We start from the raw sequence: 19,341 nt of genomic DNA, 5'->3' as shown, positions 1-19,341 counted from the left end.
AAGACTGGGCGCGGATGAAGCTGAAACTGCTTTTTTGGCTGTTGCTGGTGGGTAACGTGGTCCTGTTCGGGCTCTCACGCGGTTATTTTGGTGCCAGCGCGACCGAACGGCGTGAACCGCAGCGCCTGACCCAACAATTGCGGCCCGAGCTGTTGAGCCTGTTGCCGGCCAATAGCGAGAAGCTGGCTTCGCAACTGCGCGCGCAAGCTGCGCCGGCGCCCGCCGCCGGTACCGATGCCGCTGCGACGGCCACGCCTGTGGCCCCCGATGCACCGACGCCGGCCGCGACAGCCGCGACGGCGGCAACGACGGCACCGACAGCTCCGACAGCGGCGGCCCCGCAGCTTGCTGCGGTCACTCCTTCCTGTACCGAAGTCGGCAACTTCACTGCCGCCGATGCCCGCCGCTTCTCGGAACAACTGGCCAGCCTCAAGCTGGGCGACAAGGTGGTCCAGAAGCTGACCCAGGACGTCACCAGCCATATGGTCTTCATCCCGCCTCAGGATGGTCGCGACGGTGCCGAGCGGCGTATTGCCGAGCTGCGGCGCCTGGGGATCGGCGATTTCTATGTCATTCCGGACAGCTTCCCCAATCCGGCGCTGCGTAACGGCGTCTCGCTGGGCATCTTCCGTACCGAAGAGGCGGCCAAGGCGTATGTCGGCCAGCTGATCTCGCGCGGCGTGCGCAGCGCGCGCATCATCGCGCGTCGTTCGGGGGCCGGCAAACAGGTGTTCCAGCTGCGTGATCTGAGCCCGGAAGCCCGCACCGCGCTGGACAATATCAAGAGCGCCTTCCCGGATCAGGAAATCCGCGCCTGCGGCGCCTGAGCGCGGCGGCGTTGTCTGGATCGCACACGTCCCATGTTGCAGTGCGAAGCCGGGCGGCTTTCCATGTAAAATCGCGTCCCTAACCGCATCACCCCATCACCCATCACTTTTTCCTCATCGCATCGACAGGACATTGCCATGACCACCGACCTCACCCACGTAGCCCCCCAGATCAAAGCCGAAATCCTGGCCGAGGCGCTGCCGTATATCCGCAAATTCCACGGCAAGACCATCGTGGTCAAGTACGGCGGCAATGCGATGACGGAAGAAAGCCTGAAGCACGGCTTCGCCCGCGACGTGATCCTGTTGAAGCTGGTGGGCATGAACCCGGTGGTGGTCCACGGCGGTGGCCCGCAGATCGATGCAGCGCTCAAGAAGATCGGCAAGCAGGGTACTTTCGTGCAGGGCATGCGCATTACCGATGAAGAAACCATGGAAGTGGTGGAATGGGTGCTGGGCGGTGAGGTGCAGCAGGACATCGTGATGCTGATCAATCACTACGGCGGCCAGGCGGTGGGCCTGACCGGCAAGGATGGCGGCCTGATCCGCGCGCGCAAGATGCAGATGCCGGACAAGGAGCATCCCGGTGCCTTCCTGGACATCGGCTACGTGGGCGAGATCGAGGCGATCAACCCGGCGGTGGTCAAGGCGCTGCAGGATGATGCCTTCATCCCCATCATCTCGCCCATCGGGTTTGGTGACGATGGCCAGGCCTACAACATCAATGCCGATGTGGTGGCCGGCAAGATCGCCGAGATCCTGCATGCCGAAAAGCTGATCATGATGACCAACATCGCCGGCGTGCAAGACAAGGCCGGCAACCTGCTGACCGACCTGTCGGCGCGCGAGATCGACGAGATGTTTGCCGACGGCACCATCTCCGGCGGCATGCTGCCCAAGATTTCCTCGGCCCTGGATGCGGCCAAGTCGGGCGTGAACACGGTGCACATCATCGACGGCCGCATCGAACACTCGCTGCTGCTGGAGGTGCTGACCGAACAGGCTTTCGGGACCATGATCCGTTCGCACTGATCGCATTGATCACATCGATCGCCCTGCAGCGCAGAGGTGACGAAAAAGGGATGAGTTTGCGCTCATCCCTTTTTATTTATCCACAGCGCTTTCAATAGAGTTAATAGAGTTGTGTTACCTGCAATCCCTTCTTGGCGAGCAAGGCCGGCACGCTGTCAGGTCCGACCAGATGCAGGATACCGATGGCCGCGACCGCATGATCGTGCTCACTGAGCAGTTCGGCAATGCCTGCGGCCAGGCCCGGATTGCGTTTGCGCAGCAGCGTGTCCACCGCAAAGCGGCTGGTGAAGCTGTCATCCTGCTGCATCTCCTGCAAGGCGGCAGCAAAGCCGGCACTGTCGGCGCGACGCCAGGCGCCGACCAGGCGGTCCAGCTTGCGGGTGAGGTCGGCATCGTCCAGTTCCTGCAGGGTGTCGGCCAGGAATTGCCCCTGCTGGGCCGGGGTCAACTGGCTCAACAGACTCATCTGGCGCTCGGCGCTTTCCAGTTCCACGATCTTGCCACCATGGGCGCGCACGGTCGCGGCCAGGTGGCTGTCCACGGCCAGGTCGGTACGATAGCCATGGCGCACATATTCCTGCACCGTCAGGGCCATGGCCAGCATCCATGGGCGCATCTGCTGTACGCTCTCGGGGGACAGACCGAAACGCTGCAGCGTGGTCTCGGTGCGCTGACGCAGCGCCGGGTCGAGCTGATCCAGCAGGTGCTGTCCGGCGGGATAGAGCGCATGGCGCTGCACAGCGCTCTGCATGGCAGCGGCGTTCTGCGGGTCCAGCTCCAGCGCCAGTACGGGGGTGGTGGTCAAAGCCTGTTGCAGCGTCGGTTCGAGCGGGTAGAAATCAGGGGCGCCGACGTGGATGGTGCCAAACAGCAGCAGCGTGTGGCGGCCATCCGAGACCTGGTAGAGCGCGCCGCGCGGCGGGGCGGGTGGGGAGGTCTCCGCAGGCGTGGCCGCGCGGGCAGGGCAGAGCAAGTTCAGGCAGGACAGCCAGGTCAAACTCACTATAATCAAGCGTTGCATCAATCCGGTCACTGCTGGCCTTTCTTTCCTAGCTTGCTGAAGGTGCGCCCCCGTCATGGCGGCGCGCCGGTCTTTTTATGGCGTCCAATACTACACCGCTCTGGTTGTTCGATCTCGACAACACCCTGCACAACGCCTCGCACGCGATCTTCCCCGCCATCAATACCAACATGAACCGCATCATCAAGCGCGTGCTGGACAACGATGGGCAGCCGAGCGACGAGGCGGCGGTCAATTACCTGCGGCGGCATTACTGGAAGCTCTACGGCGCCACCCTCCTGGGTCTGGTGCGCCACCATGGCCTGGGCGTGGATGAGTTTCTGCACGAAGCCCATCTCTTCGATGACCTGCCCGGCATGGTCCGTGCCGAGCGTGGCATCGGGCGCTGGCTCGCGCAGTTGCCGGGGCAGAAGATCCTGCTGACCAATGCACCGCGCCGTTATTCTCGGGAGCTGGTGCGCCATTTGGGACTGCACCGGCATTTCTCGCATCACATCTCCATCGAATCCATGCACGTGCATCGCCAGCTGCGGCCCAAGCCCTCGCGCATCATGCTGCGCAAGCTGCTGGCGCGCCACAAGGTGGCGCCGCATCGCTGCATCCTGGTGGAAGATACGGTGGATAACCTGAAGAGCGCCCGCGAGCTGGGTGTGCGCACGGCGTGGGTGACCCAGTATCTGCGCGGCAGTCAGGCCCTGCTGGGGCACATGGGCGGGCAGCGCGCGCTGAGTCGCTTGCCGGGTTTTGTCGATGTGAAGGTTCGTTCAGTGCGGCAGTTGCCGCGACGGCTGGCGGCGCTGGGGGCTGCTCGCTGACGTGAAGGGATTTGTCAAAAGTCAGTCAGCGCAATCGGCGCACCAACCCTTGATGGTCAGTTCCACTTCGTGACTCTGGAAGCCCTTGCCCAGGGTCTTGCGCAAGGCCGATTGCAGTTGCGCGGCGGTGGAGCGGTGGCGGTCGGCGTCGGGCAGGACGGTGGCCAGGAAGTCGGTGCCATCGCTGGCATCCAGGCAGAACACGCGATTGCAGCGGGTGCATTTGAAATGGCCGTGCTGGTGCTGCTTGCCCTGCGGATGGTCGTGCAGGCCGTGCTCAGGATGATCGGCGCCGGCGCTGTAGCGGAAGATGCGGTCGTCGCTGGAGATCTTGTGCGCCAGACCGGCTTCGGTCAGGCAATCGAGGGCACGGTAGAGCGTGACCCGGTCCATGTCGGCGAAGCGATCCTGGATATCTTGATGAGAGGCAGCGCTGCGGGTTTCCAGCAGGGCGCCCAGCACGTTGACGCGGGCTTGCGTCACGCGCACCCCGGCCTCGCGCAACTGTGCCTCGGCGAGCGCAGTCACCGTCGCGGCCTGGACGGCGGTGCTGGCGGGAGCGGAAACGGCGGCTTTGGCTTTCATGGTCGGCATGGGCGGTTGGGCTGGGCCAGGGGACTGGCGAAAGAAGCTAAAGAAACGAGGCGCGCGACACGCGCAAGCCTCCATTCTAGCCGATGCCGGCCCGGCGCTCGTTCGGTATCGGTCGGCGGCTATTTCCCGCCGCCTTTGCGGGCACGCGGATGGGCCTGGTCATAGACCTGGGCCAGGCGCTGGAAGTCCAGTGCGGTATAGACCTGGGTCGCGGTGATGGAGGCGTGGCCCAGCATTTCCTGCACCGCCCGCAGGTCGCCCGAACTTTGCAGGACGTGCGAGGCGAAGGAGTGGCGCAGCATGTGCGGATGCACGTCGGCAGGCATGTCCACCCCTTTGCCATGGGCCTTCAGGCGCAGCTGCGTGACCCGGGGCGACATGCGGGCGCCGCGTTCATTGATAAACAGCGCATGCACATCCGTGCCGCCATCGGCCTTGACCAGAGCGGCGCGCAAGGGCAGCCAGTCGCGGATTGCCTGCAGGGCAGCCTGGCCCACCGGGACCTTGCGCTTCTTGCCGCCCTTGCCTGTGACCGTGACCTCGGCCTCGTCCAGGTCGATCCAGCCAGCGGATTCATAGCTGCCCTCGCGGAGGTCGGCCACATCGATGCCGACCAGCTCCGAGACACGCAATCCGCTCGAATAGAGCAACTCGAACATGGCCCGGTTGCAGGCGGCCAGGGTGGAGTCTGGATCGCGCGCCGGATCGGCCTGCGATACCAGGCGGATGGCGTCATCGGCCGGCAGGGCCTTGGGTAGGGGTTTGCTTTTCTTGGGAGGCTTGACGCCATCGACCGGGTTGGCCGGCATCGCCTGTTCCTGCGCCAGCCAGGCGAACAGGCCACGCCATGCCGACAGCTTGCGCGAGATGGACCGCGCATTGAGTCCGCGCGCATGCAGGCGCGCGGCGCATTTGCGGATCTGGACCTGGGTCACGCGCTGCAGCGCAGGTTCAGGGGCATCCGGCGGCGCATCCGCAGGCGCCAGCAGGGCGCGCAACTCCTGCAGGTCGCGCGCATAGCCATCCAGCGTATGCGGCGACAGCTTGCGCTGGCTGCGCAGGAAAGAAAGATACTGTGCGATCAGGGAAGAAGCCGGGGAAGTGCCGCCATCCATGCCGTGACTCCCCCTGGGTGAGAGCGCTCAGCGCAGCAGGCAGGCCAGGGCGGCGCTGCCGGTTTCGCCGATGCGGGTCAGGAAGTCGGTCCCCATGTCGGCCGTGAAGCGATTCGGATCGGGCGAGCCCAGGACCAGCAGGCCGAAGGCTTCGGGGGCCGCGCCCACGCGCAGGGGCAGCATGGCGAGCGATTTGACGGAGCTCGCATCGTCCAGCCAGGTGGCGGCTTCGAAATCCTTGTTGGGGCCGCAGAAGGGCGCAGCCAGGCCATTGGCGAAGATGCGCGCGTCCTCCGAGACTTCCTGTGTGGCCCAGTTGTCGGCGTGGGTGGGGCCCAGGTTCCACAGGCGTACCGTCACTTGCGGCACGTGGAAGATTTCCTGCAGCCGGTCCACCAGCACGCGCGGCAGGTCGGCGGCATCACGCGTCAACAGCAGTGCGCGGCTCCATGCCTGGAACTTGCTGGTGATCTCGTCGTTTTCCTGGGCGATGCGCATCAGGTCGGCCATGCGCAGTTCCTGTACCCGGATCTTTTCGCGCAGGATTTCCATCTGGCGTTCCTGCAGCGAGACGGCCCGGCCCATGACCGGGCTGGTCAGCTTGACCGTCGAAAGCAGTTCCGCATGCTCCTCGAAGAAGTGCGGGTGGTCGAGCAGGTAGTCGGCAATCAGGCTGGAATCCAGTTCGGTGGTCATCTTCGCGGGGTCTGTGTTGGGGTGCCGGCTGCGCGCGGGGAGGGTGCGCCGGAAATATCGCGAGATTATCCTCGCTATCGGACACACTGACAATCATCGGCGCCGTTCTCCGCAGAAGCACGGGGCGATCGTGCCGGATGGGAGCAAAAAGAAAGAGGCCTGCATGATTGCTCATGCAGGCCTCTTTCGGTACGACTCAGGTTCAGATCAGGTTGAAACCGATGTATTCACACCGGTCTCAGCTCCATGAATTAGAACTTGTGACGGATACCAACGGCAACAGCGGTTTGGCTGTTGTCGGCGCTGCCGATGGTGGCAGTGCCAGTTGCATCACCGAACACGCCGGTGTTGGCCATGTCCTTGGCGTGGATGTTGGCGACGAATGCGTACAGGTCGGTACGCTTGGACAGCCAGTAGTCAGCGCCCAGGCTAACTTGGGTCAGCTTGCCCTTGGAGGACGAGTTGAAGTCAGCACGGGTGTGGGTCACTGCGCCCAGCAGCTTCAGCGACGGGCTCAGGGAGTAGGCGGTACCCAGTTCATAGATATCGGCCTTGTTGGCCACGCCCAGGGTCTTCGAAGCCAGAGCGGTCGGCGAAGTGGTGTTCAGGTCTTGCTTGACGCGCGAGTAGTTACCGTACACGCGGGCCGGGCCGAACTGGTAGGAAGCCACGACGTTCAGGGCCTTCAGGGCGCTGTTGCCAGCTTGAGTGGCGCTAGCGGTCGACAGCAGGGCGGTATCCGAAGGAGTTGCACCTTGCTTGGACTGGTAGTAGGTGACGCCCAGACCCAGAGGACCGTTGTCGTACTTGCCGCCGATGCCGAAGGACTGACCAGCGGTGGTCTTGCCAGCGGTTTCGCCGAAGCCGTAGATCAGGTTGCCGGTGAAGCCGCTCAGGTTGGCGGTGGTGTAGGCAATCGAGTTGTTGGTACGGGTGCCTTCCAGGCGATCCAGGTTGTGGCCGACGGCGCCAACCACGCTACCGAAGTCGTTCACGGAGGTGTAAGCGGAGATGGTGTCAGCGAAGTCGGTTTGACGGCCCAGGGTCACGGAGCCGAAGCCACCCGACAGACCGACGATCGACTTGCGGCGGAACAGGTTGGTGGTACCGGTGGTGCCATCTTGACCGTTCAGAGCGCCGTTGTCATTGTTGAAGCCGGTTTCCAGTTGGAACAGGGCCGACAGACCGCCGCCCAGATCTTCCACGCCCTTGAAGCCGATACGCGAACCTTGGATGACGCCGGAGTTCACGCCGAACTTGCTGCCGGTGCTGCCGGTGCCGGCAGTGTTGACAGCCTTGCTGGTGTAAGCGAGACCGGTATCAACGATACCGTAGATAGTAACGGAGCTTTGTGCTTGAGCAGCACCTGCGAACGCGCCGAGGACGGCCAGTGCCAGCAGAGATTTTTTCATTTGACATCCTTCTATAAAAATAGTCTTGAGGATCCGTACTTCTGGTCGGATGGTGAGACATTAAGGGTTCTCATTTGGCGTGGCCGCAGATTGGTCACGTGGAGGGCGGAATTTTGGTTGAAAGCGTCAATCCACTGGAGGAGTGTTGTTTTTTTCAAACGCTTTCCTGCCCGTCAATGCCGGACAGGCAAATTTTGGCTTGCACCTTGTCACTCATTAACGGCATGGCAGGGGAGAACTTGATCCGTCCCGTCTCGTCAATCGATCTGTTGTTAAAACGATTCATTTAGATACTTTTCGAGGGAATTTTAAAAAAATGTCGATTGTGGGTCATAATTTTGGCTTTCTGACCTGATGTGGAGGGTGGATGGCCAACCGCGAGGACCTTGCAATCATCCGCGCAGCACGTGCCGGAGAGGCAGCGGCGCAACTGACCCTGGGCAAGCGTTATCTGTTTGGCGGCAATGGTTTGCCGCAAAGTCCCGGGACTGCGTACCACTGGCTGGAGCGGGCCGCACGGCAGGGGCAGGCCGATGCCTGGATGCTCATAGCCCAACATATTCCGTATGAAGTGGTGCTCCAGCTTGCCCGGCCGCACGAAGCGGCACAGTGGTATGAACGTGCGTTCGACGATGGTTTCACCCGGGCCGGCCTGGTGCTGGCCCGACTGGTGCTGGAGCATCCGTCCGGCACGGCCGCTGCCAGCGCCGAACAGAAGGCGCATGCCCTGCGTGCGCTGGAAGTGGTGGCCGGCGAGGGCAATGCCGATGCCCAGTGGCTGCTGGCGCGCCAGGGCGAGCGCATGCTGGCCCCGGAAGCGCTGACGGCCGGCGCCCCGGAGGCGGCCGCCGTCGCGCTCAAACCTGAACAATTGCAGCAGTGGACGCAAAAGGCCGCCGATGCCGGCATCGAGCAGGCCCAGCATGCGCTGGCTGACAGTGCCTGGCGTCAGTCCGACGCGACCGCCTTCCAGCAGCGCGCCCAACCGCTGGCCGATGCCCTGTTGCGTCAACACGAATCCGGCATGGCCCAGCTCAATGCACCGTCCGAGGCGCTGGCCGCTGCCTTGGGCCAGCAGAACATCCTTCTGCTGCGTCGCCTGGCGCAGGTTCATCTGGAGGACAAGCGTCCCGACCTGCCGCGGGCGCAGCAATTGCTGGAACTGGCTGCGCTGGCCTGTGATCGCGATGCGCAGCTGGCCCTGGGCCTGCTGTATGGCCGGGTCGACGAATCCGGCGCGCGGCGTTTCGCCGGGCAGGGTTCGGCCAATTACAAGAAGGCGATCCGCTGGCTGACCCTGGCCGGGGAGCAGGGGATGGCTGCGGCATGGTATGTGCTCTCGCGTATTTATCTGAAGCCCGAATTTTCGCAGCGCAATCTTGCCGACGTGCAGCATTACCTGGAACGCGCCGCCGAGATGGGCCATGTGGACGCCCAGCTGGAATGTGGCGTGGGCGCCTGGCGCAACCGGCGCGATGATCCTGCCAACGATGTACGCGCCTTGTACTGGCTGCAAAAGGCCGCCACCCAAGGCGCGCAAGAAGCCCAGGCCCTGCTGGACAAGGTGGCCGATCGCCCGCAGGCCGCCGCCTGGGCCGTCCAGGCGCGCGCGCAGATGAGCCGCGAGCAGGTCAACGCCCATCCTTTCCTGGCCGCGCGCATCGAGTTGGCCATGCTGTTCGGCCTGACCCGCCCGGAAGCTCTGCTGGTCGACCTGAAACAGGCCGATTGCGGCCACTGTCTGATGATCGACATCCGCAGCCAGTACGCACGCAGCAAGCGGCGGCTCATCATGGTGGAGACCGGCGAGCAGCGCGGTGCGCTCAACCGTATCGGACGACTCTTCGAAGACATGGACTGCGGGCCTAGCGGCCCTGAAGGCAACTACCGCCAGCGGCTGTATCGCCTCAAGACCCTTTTGCCTCAGTCGCAGGAAGACGAGGAAGCCGAGGCGCAGGATTTGGCTGCCTGAATCCGATGCTGCCCGGTCAACGAAAAACGGCTTGCCGCTCGGCAAGCCGTTTTCTCATGGTCGCACCCTGCGGTCGCTGCAGGATCAGAGCGAATCGGGCAGTTCGATCTCGCCTTCAAAGACGGTCACCGCCGGCCCGGTCATCATCACCGGTTCGCCCGGGCCGGCCCAGGCGATGTTGAGCACGCCGCCATGCGTCTGGACCGCCACCGGCGAATCCAGCAGGCCACGGCGCACACCCGCCACCACCGCCGCACAGGCACCGGTGCCGCAGGCCAGGGTTTCGCCCGCGCCGCGTTCGTAGACGCGCAGGTTGATGTGGTGGCGGTCCACGACCTGCATGAAGCCGGCATTGACGCGCTTGGGGAAGCGTTCATGGTGTTCGATCAGCGGGCCGTCCACCAGTACCGGGGCGGCTTCGCTGTCTTCCACCACTTGCACGGCGTGCGGATTGCCCATCGATACCACCGAGATCCACGTCGTCTTGCCGGCCACTTCCAGTGGCCACAGCGTATCGTCGGCTTCAGTCCGGTGCTGCAGGTTGCGGCTGTCGAAGGGCACGTCAGCGGGCGTGAGGATGGGGGCGCCCATGTCCACGGTGATCTGGCCATCTTCTTCCAGGCGCGGCTCAATCACGCCGGACATGGTTTCCACACGAATGGCGCGCTTGTCGGAGAGCCCCTTTTCGGTGACGAAGCGCACGAAAGCCCGCGCACCATTGCCGCATTGCTCGACCTCGCCGCCATCAGCGTTGTAGATACGATAACGGAAATCCACACCGGCGCCTTGCGCCTTTTCCACCACCAGCATCTGGTCGGCACCGATGCCGAAGCGACGATCGGCGATGAACTGCCACTGGGCGGGCGTGAGCGAAATGGCCTGGTTCACGGCATCAAGCACGACGAAATCGTTGCCGGCACCGTGCATCTTGGTAAATTTGATTTTCATCACATCATTATAAGTACGTGCGGCCCTTTTCAAAGGGCTGCAGGATGGCCGGTGTCAGTGCTGGCCCTTGCGGTAGAGGTCTGGTTCACCCGGCGGGCGGTTCTTGAAACGCTTGTGCGCCCAGAAATATTCAGCCGGGGCTTCCAATACGCGTTCTTCGATGAAGGCATTCATGCGCCGCGTGGCGGCCACGATATCGTCGCCCGGATAGTTTTCCCAGGCCGGATGGAAGGTGGTCTTCCAGCCGCGATAGCCGGGCAGGAAAGTCGTGATCACCGGTACCACCGAGGCCCCGGTGGCTGCGGCGATGCGGGCAGTGGCCGTCAGGGTGGCGGCGGGCACCCCGAAGAAGGGGACGAATTCGGCATCACGGGTGCCGAAATCCATGTCGGGCAGCATGATGAAGGGCAGCCCTTCGCGCATGGCCCGAATGATGGGCTTGACCCCCTTCTCGCGCGCCAGCAGCGTGACTGGTCGAAAGCGCGAGCGGCCCTTTAACAGGGCCTGATCCACCACCTCGTTCTGCTGGCGGGCGTAGATGGTGCAGACCGAATAATCCGAATTGAGCACCAGCGCGATACCGGGAATTTCCAGGCAGACGAAGTGCGGACACAGCAGGATGGTGGGGCCCTTGTTCAGCGTCTCGAAAGGAATGCCGGGCTCGACCTGGATGAGGCGCTTCAAGCGAGACTCTGGCGCCCACCACAGGATGCCGCGTTCCAGGGCGCTGCGGGCGTAGGCCTGGAAGTGGCGGCGGGCGATCAGGCGACGCTCCTGCTCGGTCTTCTCGGGGAAGCACAGGCGCAGGTTGATGAGCGTGATACGGCGGCGCGGCCGCATATAGAGATAGAGCAGCCAGCCCAGCGCCTCGCCCAGCCGCCCGAGGATGGGCAGCGGCAACCAGTGCAGCAGCCACATCAGCCCGATCAGGAGCCTCATTGCGCAGCTCCCGGCGGGGTGACGCCAGGGGGCGTCTTGTAGCGGTTGTAGCTCCAGATGTATTGCGCCGGGCAGCGGGCGATCAGCTTTTCCATGGCCGCGTTGATGGCGCGGGCTTGCTGTTCGGGCGTCTGGCCCAGTTCTCCCTCGAAGGGCACGAAGTGGATGGCATAACCCCGTCCCCAGGACAAGCGCTCGGCATAGGCCAGGATGATGGGCGCACCGCTCATCTGCTGCAGCTTGGCCGGCAGGGTCATGGTGTAGGCCGGCTTGCCGAAGAAGTCGGCCCACACGCCTTCGCCGTTCTGCGGCACCTGGTCCGGCAGCAGGCCGATGGCCTGGCCATTCTTCAAGGCCTTGAGCAGGATACGCACGCCGGACAGGTTGGCCGGCGCCAGATGCAGGTTGGCGCGGGCACGAGCACCTTCGATGAGCGGCTTGAGCGCGGCCTTGCGCGGCGGGCGATACAGCACGCTCAGGCTGTCATGGCGCGCTACCGACTGCGCCGAAATCTCGAAACAGCCCAGGTGCGGGGTCAGGAAGACGATGCCGGCCTTCGCATCCAGCGCTTGCTGGACCAGCTCCCAGTTGACGATGCGCGCCGTGCGCAGTACCCGCTTGGGGCTCGCGCACCAGATGAAGGGCAGCTCGAACATGCCCTTGCCGGCTTCGCCGACGGATTTCCAGAGACTGCCGCGATGACCGGCCAGGGTGATGTTGTCGGTCAGGCGGCGGCGATAGGACGGCGAGAGCAGGAACACCAGCCATCCCACCCCCACGCCGAGGGCATGCAAGGCCGGTAACGGCAGGAAAGAGAGCAGGCGGAATAAAGAAACGAGCATACTTGCCGATAACAGAAAGGCGGAGTTGCTCCGCCGTCAAATTGCAGAAAAATGCAAGAGGCGTAAAATAGCACATGCCGTCGAGTTAATGACAACTTGCGAGACGGGGTACAAATTTCGCTAAAGCGTCGCAGGCACGACTAACGATGGGCCGCGACATTGGTAAATCGTTTTCAGTCAGAGGCTTGCATGACCACAGAATATCTCTTCACTTCCGAATCCGTTTCCGAGGGCCATCCCGACAAGGTCGCCGACCAGATCTCGGATGCCATCCTGGACGCGATCTTCACCCAGGACCCCTATTCCCGCGTTGCCGCCGAGACCCTGTGCAACACCGGTCTGGTGGTGCTGGCCGGTGAAATCACCACGCGCGCCAACGTCGACTACATCGATGTGGCCCGCGAAACCATCAAGCGCATCGGCTACGACAATGCCGACTTTGGCATTGATCACAAGAGCTGCGCCGTGCTGGTCGCCTACGACAAGCAATCCCCCGACATCGCCCAGGGCGTCGACGAAGGCCGTGGCGTTGACCTGGAGCAAGGTGCCGGCGACCAGGGCCTGATGTTCGGCTACGCCTGCAACGAAACCCCGGAACTGATGCCGGCGGCGATCTATTATGCGCACCGCATCGTCGAGCGCCAGTCGCAGCTGCGCAAGGATGGCCGCCTGCCCTGGCTGCGTCCGGACGCCAAGTCGCAGGTCACGCTGAAGTACGTGGATGGCAAGCCGGTGGCCATCGACACCGTCGTGCTGTCGACCCAGCATGCGCCCGAGATGGAGCAGAAGGACATTCACGAAGCCGCCATCGAGGAAATCATCAAGCCGGTACTCCCGGCCGAGTGGCTCAAGAACACCCGCTACCTGATCAACCCGACCGGCCGCTTCGTCATCGGTGGCCCGCAAGGCGACTGCGGCCTGACCGGCCGCAAGATCATCGTCGATACCTACGGCGGTGCCGCACCCCATGGTGGCGGCGCTTTCTCCGGCAAGGACCCGTCCAAGGTCGACCGTTCGGCCGCCTACGCCGGCCGCTACGTGGCCAAGAACATCGTCGCCGCCGGCCTGGCCGAGCGTTGCCAGATCCAGGTGTCCTATGCCATCGGCATCGCCAAACCGACCTCGGTGATGGTGACCACCTTCGGTACCGGCAAGATCAGCGATGAAAAGCTGGCGCAACTGGTGCAGGAACACTTCGACCTGCGCCCCAAGGGCATCGTGCAGATGCTGGACCTGCTGCGTCCGATCTACGCCAAGACTGCCGCCTACGGCCACTTCGGCCGTGAAGAGCCGGAATTCACCTGGGAGCGCACTGACAAGGTGGCTGCCCTGCGCGCTTCGGCTGGTCTGTAAGAAAGCCTACCCGGCGCGGGCCGGGTGAGGCGCGAATGAAGCCGGAAAACGGGCGGGTGAAGATCAATTCACGCGCCTGTTCCAAGGATTGACTAACGGCGGCCCCGCGCTACAATGCTGTTCCTCGCGAATGAAGATTCGCGCCATTTTTCCGATGTCGGCATTGCGTCTGGAAAGTCAAATCTCACAATGCCTCACCGCTGCAAGGAGCGTTGCGACAGGGACATCCCCTGCCAGGCTTGAAGCGATGAACAGGCGCATGTCGCCTGGCAACCGCGCTCACGTTACTTTTTTTCTGGCTTTTTCATGAAAGGAGGGCGTGAACAGCGCCATTGCCATGACTACTCAAACCAATCAGCAAGACTACATCGTCGCCGACATCAAGCTGGCCGACTGGGGTCACAAGGAAATCAAGATCGCCGAAACCGAAATGCCGGGCCTGATGGCAATCCGCGAGGAATTCGCCGCATCCCAGCCCCTGAAGGGCGCACGCATCACCGGTTCGCTGCACATGACCATCCAGACCGCCGTGCTGATCCAGACCCTGGAGGCACTGGGCGCCAAGGTGCGTTGGGCTTCCTGCAACATCTACTCGACCCAGGATCACGCTGCCGCCGCCATCGCCGCCAACGGCACCCCGGTGTTCGCCGTCAAGGGCGAAACCCTGGATGAATACTGGGAATACACCCACCGCATCTTCGAATGGGCCGACGGTGGCTATTCCAACATGATCCTCGACGACGGCGGCGACGCCACCGTGCTGCTGCACCTGGGCACCCGTGCCGAAGCCGACATCTCGGTGCTGGACAAGCCGGATTCGGAAGAAGCCGTGTGCCTGTTCAACGCCATCAAGCGTTACCTGGCCAAGGACCCGCAGTGGTATTCCAAGCGCATCAAGGAAATCAAGGGCGTCACCGAAGAGACCACCACCGGCGTGCACCGTCTGTATCAGATGTTCAAGGAAGGCAAGCTGGCCTTCCCGGCCATCAACGTCAACGACTCGGTCACCAAGTCCAAGTTCGACAACCTCTACGGTTGCCGCGAATCGCTGGTGGACGGCATCAAGCGCGCCACCGATGTGATGATCGCTGGCAAGGTCGCCATCGTGGCCGGTTACGGTGACGTCGGCAAGGGTTCGGCCCAGGCGCTGCGTGCCCTGTCGGCCCAGGTGTGGGTCACCGAGATCGACCCGATCTGCGCCCTGCAGGCCGCCATGGAAGGCTACCGCGTGGTCACCATGGACTACGCCGCCGAACACGGCGACATCTTCGTCACCGCCACCGGCAACTACCATGTGATCACCCATGAGCACATGAAGAAGATGAAAGACCAGGCCATCGTCTGCAACATCGGCCACTTCGACAATGAAATCGAAGTCGCCGCCCTGAAGCAGTACACCTGGGAAAACATCAAGCCGCAGGTCGACCACGTGATCTTCCCGGACGGCAAGCGCCTCATCCTGCTGGCCGAAGGCCGCCTGGTCAACCTGGGTTGCGCCACCGGTCACCCGTCCTACGTGATGAGCTCGTCCTTCGCCAACCAGACCATTGCCCAGATCGAACTGTTCGTCAACACCAAGGACTACCCGGTCGGCGTCTACACGCTGCCCAAGCATCTGGACGAGAAGGTCGCCCGCCTGCAGCTGAAGAAGCTCAATGCGCAACTGAGCGAGCTCACTGCCGAACAGGCTGCCTACATTGGCGTGAAGATCGAAGGCCCTTACAAGCCCGAACACTACCGCTACTGATCCCTGCCCGGGCTGGCTCCATCGCGGGCCGGCCCGGCAGTGCCAGCATCGTCTCCCGCCTGCGGACCCTTGCATCGCTGCTGTCGGTGATGCAAGCTTCACGGGTATCTTCATGACTCCCTGACGGGGTCGAAAGGTTTATCCATGCGCCTGCTGCTGACCTGGCTCATCAATGCCCTGGCCTTGCTGGCCGTTCCCTACCTGATGCACTCGGTGCAGGTCGACAGCTTCGGCTCGGCCCTGCTGGCCGCGCTCATCCTGGGGTTCGTCAATACCATCGTGCGTCCGGTGCTGGTCGTGCTGACCCTGCCGGTGACCATGCTCACCCTGGGCCTGTTCATCCTGGTCATCAATGGCCTCATGTTCTGGGTCGTGGCGCAACTGGTCGGTGGCTTCCACGTGGCCGGCTTCTGGTCCGCCGTGGGCGGCGCACTGCTCTACAGCATCGTGTCCTGGGCCCTGTCCACACTGTTGCTGAAATCGGGTTCGAATCAATGAGTACACATAATTTCAGTATCGAATTTTTCCCGCCCAAGACTGCAGAAGGCACCGAAAAGCTGCGCGCCACCCGCGCCCGGCTGGCCGCGCTGGCACCGAAGTATTTCTCGGTGACCTTCGGTGCGGGCGGTTCGACGCAACAAGGCACGCGCGATACCGTGCTGGAAATCATCGGCGAAGGCCATGACGCCGCGCCGCACCTGTCCTGCATCGGCAGCTCGCGCGCCAGCCTGCGCGCCATCCTGGAGGACTATCGCGCCCACGGCATCAAGCGCCTGGTGGCCCTGCGTGGTGACCTGCCCAGCGGCTATGGCGCCATGGACCAGGCCTCCAGCGAGTTCCGCCATGCCAACGAACTGGTCGAGTTCGTCCGCGCCGAGACCGGCGACTGGTTCCACATCGAAGTGGCCGCCTATCCGGAGATGCACCCGCAGGCGCGCTCGCCGCAGGACGACGTGCAGAACTTCGTGCGCAAGGTCAAGGCCGGCGCCAATTCGGCCATCACCCAGTATTTCTACAATGCCGATGCCTATTTCCGCTTCGTGGACGAGGCCGCCAAACTGGGCGCGACCGTGCCGGTCATCGCCGGCATCATGCCCATCACCAACTACACCCAGCTGATGCGCTTCTCGGATATGTGCGGCACCGAGATCCCGCGCTGGATTCGTCTGAAGCTGGCCAGTTATGGCGACGATACCGAATCCATCCGCGCCTTTGGCCAGGATGTGGTCATCCAGCTGTGCCAGCGCTTGCTGGCAGGCGGTGCCCCAGGTTTGCATTTTTATTCACTGAATCAGGCGGGCCCGACCGAGGCCATCTGGCAGCAGCTGGTGAAGTAGGCAGCGCCTGCCCCGCCAAGCCGGACTGTGGTCCGGCTTTTTTCTTCATATATCGTCGAAAATGACGCTATCCAGCGCGATGTCGTGGGGTTGCGCCTCGAACTCGACCCGTCCGAATCCATGGCAGACCCCCACGGCCAGCGGTCGCGGGGTGGCTGCCAGCGTGCGGTCATAGAACCCGCCCCCATAGCCCAGCCGGAAGCCTGCGGCATTCGCGCCCAGGCAGGGGATCAGCAGAGCCTGTGGCCGTACCACGGCCGTGCCGGCCGGCGGCACCAGGGTACCCATTGCGTCTTTCTCGAGCGCATCGCCGGGATGCCAGGCACGAAATTCCAGCGCCGCCTGCTTGTCCACCACCACCGGCAGGCACAGGTGCACGCCGCGCGCGGCCAGTGCGTTATAGGCCGCAGACAGATCCGGTTCACGCCGGATCGGTTGGTAGACCGCCAGGCTGTGGATCGCCTGTGCGGCGCACCAGTGCAGCACGCGCTGCCCGATGAGTGCATCGGCGGCGGCCTTGTCCTCCTCGGTCAGTGCCTTGCGGCGCGCCAGCAGTTCGGCGCGCAGCCGTTGTTTGTGAAGGGCGGCCGCCTCCTCTTGCGTCTGTGGAGGCGGCGTGTCGCGTGCTATGCTTGGGTTCATTTTCTGTTTCACCAATCTGCAAGAAGAAGCCTGCATGAGTATGCGTCCGAAGAATCATCCGTTCAACCAGCGCCTGCGTGCGCTGGCCGCCTCCCTGGCGCTCCCCCTGGCGCTGGCCAGCGCTGCCATGCTTGGTGTTGCGCCTGATGCCCACGCCCAGAAGCGTGTGGCGCCGGACGCCTCCCCTGACGATCTCTTCCTGGCCCTGCGCCAGGCCGCCGCCAGCGACAATGCCGCGCTGGCGCAAGACCTGGCCTCACGGCTCTCGGGCTACGAGCTGGCATCCTATGTCGACTACTATCGCCTCAAGCCCCGTGTGCGCGACTACAGCGCCAGCGAACAGGAGATCCGCGATTTCCTGGCTCGCTGGGATGGCCAGGCCATCGTTGATCGCCTGCGCAACGACTGGTTGCTGGCCCTGGGCAAGACCGGCAACTGGACCGTTTTCGATGAGCAGTATCCCCTGTTCGTGCTTAACGACGATACCCAGGTCAAGTGCTTCGCCCTGAACTCGCGCGCGCTCAAGGGGGCCAACGTCGCCGAGGAGGCGCGGGCTCTGCTGACCAATCCCAAGGACTACGGCCAGGGTTGCAGCGACCTCATCGCCACGCTGGCGCAGAATGGCCAGTTCAGCGATGCCGACGTCTGGTTCCAGATCCGCCAGGCCGCCGAGAATGGCAATGCCACCGTGGCCCGCCGCGCGGCCGTGCTGGTCGACAATGGCGATGTCAGCGTGACCCGGGTGATGGAACGCCCGGCACTGATGCTGGCCAAGGGGCCTGGCCGGGGCGCCGCCAACCACCAGCTCTACATCATTGCCCTGGGCCGCATTGCCAGGAGCAATCCGTCCCAGGCTGCCACCTACCTCAGCGATGCCGCGCGCACCCTGAGCCCGCAGGAAGTCGCGCAGGGCTGGGCGCAGATCGCCCTGTCGGCCTCCTACAAGCTGGCGCCGGAAGCCTCGGAGTACTGGCGCAAAGCCAAGGATGCGCCCCTGACCCAGGACGCGATGCAATGGAAGGTGCGCATGGCCCTGCGCGACGGCGACTGGAAGACCGTGCGCAAGACCATCGAAGCCATGCCGGCCCCGCTGCGCAGCGATACCACCTGGGTCTACTGGCTGGGCCGGGCGCTCAAGGCCGAAGGCCAGAACGAGGCAGCCCGCCGCCTGTTCGAATCGATCGCGCCCAACTTCAGTTTCTATGGTCAGCTGGCGCAGGAGGAACTGGGCCAGCAGATTACCATCCCGCCGGGCCCGACGCCGCCGGGCGCGGGCGAGGTGGCGCTGTATTCGCAGAATGCCGGCTTCAAGCGTTCGCTCAAGTTCTATCAGTTGAACCTGCGTTTCGAAGCCATCCGCGAATGGAACTGGGAACTGCGCAACATGAATGACCGCCAGTTGCTGGCCGCGGCCGAATACGCGCGCCAGAACGACGTGCTGGACCGCATGGTCAATACGTCCGATCGCACCAGGAGCGAGTTCGATTTCACCCAGCGTTTCCCGGCCCCGCACCTGCCCGAGATGAATGCGGCCACGCGCCCGTTGGGGATGGAAAACGCCTGGGTCTATGGACTGATCCGACAGGAGTCGCGCTTCATCAAGTCGGCCCGTTCGCACGTGGGGGCCTCCGGCCTCATGCAGCTCATGCCCGCCACTGCCAGGTTCGTCGCCAAGAAGATCGGCATGACCGAGTTCACCGCCGATCAGGTCAACGACATCAACACCAACCTGCTGCTGGGCACCAGCTATCTGGACATGGTGCTCAACAACCTGGAAGGCTCGGAGATCCTGGCCACCGCCGGCTACAATGCCGGCCCCGGTCGTCCGCGCAGCTGGCGCGCGACCTTGCCGCGTCCGGTGGAAGGGGCCATCTTTGCCGAGATCATTCCTTTCAATGAAACCCGGGGCTATGTCAAGAACGTGATGTCCAATGCGACCTACTATGCGGCCATGTTCGAGAACCGCCCGCAATCCCTGAAGCAGCGCCTGGGAACGGTGGCACCCAATGCCAACGTCGCCACCGACCTGCCCTGATCCCATCACGCCGG

18 protein-coding genes and 1 riboswitch are annotated in these 19,341 nt (G+C 63.6%); of the genes, 9 read left to right on the top strand and 9 right to left on the bottom strand.

The features are described from left to right. The first annotated feature begins 14 nt into the window (after nucleotides 1-14). Together HWE01_RS05460 and argB are read left to right on the top strand one after the other, a co-directional pair. A complete protein-coding gene (locus tag HWE01_RS05460) occupies nucleotides 15-827 on the top strand; it encodes a BRCT domain-containing protein (protein ID WP_241821257.1) in 813 nt (270 codons plus the stop codon). A gap of 138 nt (nucleotides 828-965) precedes the next feature. Further along, nucleotides 966-1,859 carry an acetylglutamate kinase gene (argB, locus tag HWE01_RS05455; protein WP_008332843.1) on the top strand — a complete coding sequence of 298 codons (894 nt, stop codon included), beginning with the start codon at nucleotides 966-968 and terminating at the stop codon, nucleotides 1,857-1,859. 100 nt (nucleotides 1,860-1,959) lie between these two features. Here the strand turns inward: argB and HWE01_RS05450 are convergent, their stop codons facing one another. Continuing rightward, entirely contained in the window at nucleotides 1,960-2,862 is a 903-nt protein-coding gene (locus tag HWE01_RS05450; protein ID WP_241821256.1) for a TraB/GumN family protein, read from the bottom strand. Nucleotides 2,863-2,957: 95 nt separating this feature from the next. Here HWE01_RS05450 and HWE01_RS05445 point away from each other — a divergent pair, with 95 nt between their 5' ends. Beyond that, nucleotides 2,958-3,695 carry an HAD-IA family hydrolase gene (locus HWE01_RS05445; protein WP_008332836.1) on the top strand — a complete coding sequence of 246 codons (738 nt, stop codon included), beginning with the start codon at nucleotides 2,958-2,960 and terminating at the stop codon, nucleotides 3,693-3,695. Between the two features lie 21 nt (nucleotides 3,696-3,716). Here the strand turns inward: HWE01_RS05445 and HWE01_RS05440 are convergent, their stop codons facing one another. The 4 genes from HWE01_RS05440 to HWE01_RS05425 form a co-directional block, all read right to left on the bottom strand. Beyond that, nucleotides 3,717-4,289 (bottom strand): Fur family transcriptional regulator, encoded by a 573-nt coding sequence (locus HWE01_RS05440; RefSeq protein WP_241821255.1) that lies wholly within the window; start codon nucleotides 4,287-4,289, stop codon nucleotides 3,717-3,719. A gap of 119 nt (nucleotides 4,290-4,408) precedes the next feature. Next, complete coding sequence (locus HWE01_RS05435) at nucleotides 4,409-5,404, bottom strand: tyrosine recombinase XerC (protein WP_008332832.1); 996 nt, start codon at nucleotides 5,402-5,404, stop codon at nucleotides 4,409-4,411. Between the two features lie 27 nt (nucleotides 5,405-5,431). Beyond that, entirely contained in the window at nucleotides 5,432-6,100 is a 669-nt protein-coding gene (locus tag HWE01_RS05430; protein WP_008332829.1) for a DUF484 family protein, read from the bottom strand. Nucleotides 6,101-6,351: 251 nt separating this feature from the next. Beyond that, nucleotides 6,352-7,512 (bottom strand): porin, encoded by a 1,161-nt coding sequence (locus HWE01_RS05425; RefSeq protein WP_008332827.1) that lies wholly within the window; start codon nucleotides 7,510-7,512, stop codon nucleotides 6,352-6,354. Nucleotides 7,513-7,879: 367 nt separating this feature from the next. Here HWE01_RS05425 and HWE01_RS05420 point away from each other — a divergent pair, with 367 nt between their 5' ends. Next, complete coding sequence (locus HWE01_RS05420) at nucleotides 7,880-9,484, top strand: tetratricopeptide repeat protein (protein WP_241821254.1); 1,605 nt, start codon at nucleotides 7,880-7,882, stop codon at nucleotides 9,482-9,484. Between the two features lie 84 nt (nucleotides 9,485-9,568). Here the strand turns inward: HWE01_RS05420 and dapF are convergent, their stop codons facing one another. The 3 genes from dapF to HWE01_RS05405 are packed head-to-tail and all read right to left on the bottom strand — an operon-like array spanning nucleotide 9,569 to nucleotide 12,213. Further along, nucleotides 9,569-10,432 (bottom strand): diaminopimelate epimerase, encoded by an 864-nt coding sequence (gene dapF / locus HWE01_RS05415; protein WP_241821253.1) that lies wholly within the window; start codon nucleotides 10,430-10,432, stop codon nucleotides 9,569-9,571. A gap of 54 nt (nucleotides 10,433-10,486) precedes the next feature. Further along, on the bottom strand, nucleotides 10,487-11,371 hold the full coding sequence (locus tag HWE01_RS05410; protein WP_008332822.1) for an LpxL/LpxP family acyltransferase: 885 nt from the start codon (nucleotides 11,369-11,371) through the stop codon (nucleotides 10,487-10,489). After that, nucleotides 11,368-12,213, bottom strand: a complete 846-nt coding sequence (locus HWE01_RS05405) for a lysophospholipid acyltransferase family protein (RefSeq protein WP_008332821.1) — start codon at nucleotides 12,211-12,213, stop codon at nucleotides 11,368-11,370. Before HWE01_RS05405 ends, HWE01_RS05410 begins: the two co-directional genes overlap by 4 nt. 189 nt (nucleotides 12,214-12,402) lie before the next feature. Here HWE01_RS05405 and metK point away from each other — a divergent pair, with 189 nt between their 5' ends. From metK to metF, 4 genes are all read left to right on the top strand, one after another. Further along, complete coding sequence (gene metK, locus HWE01_RS05400) at nucleotides 12,403-13,566, top strand: methionine adenosyltransferase (protein ID WP_241821252.1); 1,164 nt, start codon at nucleotides 12,403-12,405, stop codon at nucleotides 13,564-13,566. A 198-nt stretch (nucleotides 13,567-13,764) separates the two neighbouring features. Continuing rightward, a riboswitch (S-adenosyl-L-homocysteine riboswitch) is annotated at nucleotides 13,765-13,854 on the top strand. Between the two features lie 49 nt (nucleotides 13,855-13,903). After that, nucleotides 13,904-15,313: an adenosylhomocysteinase gene (gene ahcY, locus HWE01_RS05395; protein ID WP_249791611.1), complete on the top strand. Its 1,410-nt coding sequence runs from the start codon at nucleotides 13,904-13,906 to the stop codon at nucleotides 15,311-15,313. 144 nt (nucleotides 15,314-15,457) lie between these two features. Continuing rightward, complete coding sequence (locus HWE01_RS05390; RefSeq protein ID WP_008332818.1) at nucleotides 15,458-15,811, top strand: phage holin family protein; 354 nt, start codon at nucleotides 15,458-15,460, stop codon at nucleotides 15,809-15,811. Continuing rightward, entirely contained in the window at nucleotides 15,808-16,650 is an 843-nt protein-coding gene (gene metF / locus HWE01_RS05385; RefSeq protein WP_008332817.1) for a methylenetetrahydrofolate reductase [NAD(P)H], read from the top strand. Before HWE01_RS05390 ends, metF begins: the two co-directional genes overlap by 4 nt. Nucleotides 16,651-16,695: 45 nt before the next feature. Here the strand turns inward: metF and HWE01_RS05380 are convergent, their stop codons facing one another. After that, nucleotides 16,696-17,292 carry a 5-formyltetrahydrofolate cyclo-ligase gene (locus HWE01_RS05380; protein ID WP_241821250.1) on the bottom strand — a complete coding sequence of 199 codons (597 nt, stop codon included), beginning with the start codon at nucleotides 17,290-17,292 and terminating at the stop codon, nucleotides 16,696-16,698. 34 nt (nucleotides 17,293-17,326) lie between these two features. On the opposite strand from HWE01_RS05380, the gene HWE01_RS05375 reads away from it, so the two are divergent. Beyond that, on the top strand, nucleotides 17,327-19,327 hold the full coding sequence (locus tag HWE01_RS05375; protein ID WP_175344837.1) for a lytic transglycosylase domain-containing protein: 2,001 nt from the start codon (nucleotides 17,327-17,329) through the stop codon (nucleotides 19,325-19,327). Nucleotides 19,328-19,341 lie beyond the last annotated feature (14 nt).

The sequence above is a fragment of the Herbaspirillum sp. C7C8 genome (assembly GCF_022627875.1).
Classification (GTDB): domain Bacteria; phylum Pseudomonadota; class Gammaproteobacteria; order Burkholderiales; family Burkholderiaceae_D; genus Herbaspirillum.
The sequence above is the reverse complement of the archived record's forward strand: the minus strand, read 5'-3'. Positions and strand labels throughout refer to the sequence as shown.

Excerpts from the sequence above, each read along its gene's own strand:
- HWE01_RS05460 (WP_241821257.1), top strand. The coding sequence starts at position 15 with ATGAAGCTGAAACTGCTTTTTTGGCTGTTGCTGGTGGGTAACGTGGTC.
- argB (WP_008332843.1), top strand. The coding sequence starts at position 966 with ATGACCACCGACCTCACCCACGTAGCCCCCCAGATCAAAGCCGAAATC.
- HWE01_RS05445 (WP_008332836.1), top strand. The coding sequence starts at position 2,958 with ATGGCGTCCAATACTACACCGCTCTGGTTGTTCGATCTCGACAACACC.
- HWE01_RS05440 (WP_241821255.1), bottom strand. The coding sequence starts at position 4,289 with ATGCCGACCATGAAAGCCAAAGCCGCCGTTTCCGCTCCCGCCAGCACC.
- HWE01_RS05435 (WP_008332832.1), bottom strand. The coding sequence starts at position 5,404 with ATGGATGGCGGCACTTCCCCGGCTTCTTCCCTGATCGCACAGTATCTT.
- HWE01_RS05430 (WP_008332829.1), bottom strand. The coding sequence starts at position 6,100 with ATGACCACCGAACTGGATTCCAGCCTGATTGCCGACTACCTGCTCGAC.
- HWE01_RS05425 (WP_008332827.1), bottom strand. The coding sequence starts at position 7,512 with ATGAAAAAATCTCTGCTGGCACTGGCCGTCCTCGGCGCGTTCGCAGGT.
- HWE01_RS05420 (WP_241821254.1), top strand. The coding sequence starts at position 7,880 with ATGGCCAACCGCGAGGACCTTGCAATCATCCGCGCAGCACGTGCCGGA.
- dapF (WP_241821253.1), bottom strand. The coding sequence starts at position 10,432 with ATGAAAATCAAATTTACCAAGATGCACGGTGCCGGCAACGATTTCGTC.
- HWE01_RS05410 (WP_008332822.1), bottom strand. The coding sequence starts at position 11,371 with ATGAGGCTCCTGATCGGGCTGATGTGGCTGCTGCACTGGTTGCCGCTG.
- HWE01_RS05405 (WP_008332821.1), bottom strand. The coding sequence starts at position 12,213 with ATGCTCGTTTCTTTATTCCGCCTGCTCTCTTTCCTGCCGTTACCGGCC.
- metK (WP_241821252.1), top strand. The coding sequence starts at position 12,403 with ATGACCACAGAATATCTCTTCACTTCCGAATCCGTTTCCGAGGGCCAT.
- ahcY (WP_249791611.1), top strand. The coding sequence starts at position 13,904 with ATGACTACTCAAACCAATCAGCAAGACTACATCGTCGCCGACATCAAG.
- HWE01_RS05390 (WP_008332818.1), top strand. The coding sequence starts at position 15,458 with ATGCGCCTGCTGCTGACCTGGCTCATCAATGCCCTGGCCTTGCTGGCC.
- metF (WP_008332817.1), top strand. The coding sequence starts at position 15,808 with ATGAGTACACATAATTTCAGTATCGAATTTTTCCCGCCCAAGACTGCA.
- HWE01_RS05380 (WP_241821250.1), bottom strand. The coding sequence starts at position 17,292 with ATGAACCCAAGCATAGCACGCGACACGCCGCCTCCACAGACGCAAGAG.
- HWE01_RS05375 (WP_175344837.1), top strand. The coding sequence starts at position 17,327 with ATGAGTATGCGTCCGAAGAATCATCCGTTCAACCAGCGCCTGCGTGCG.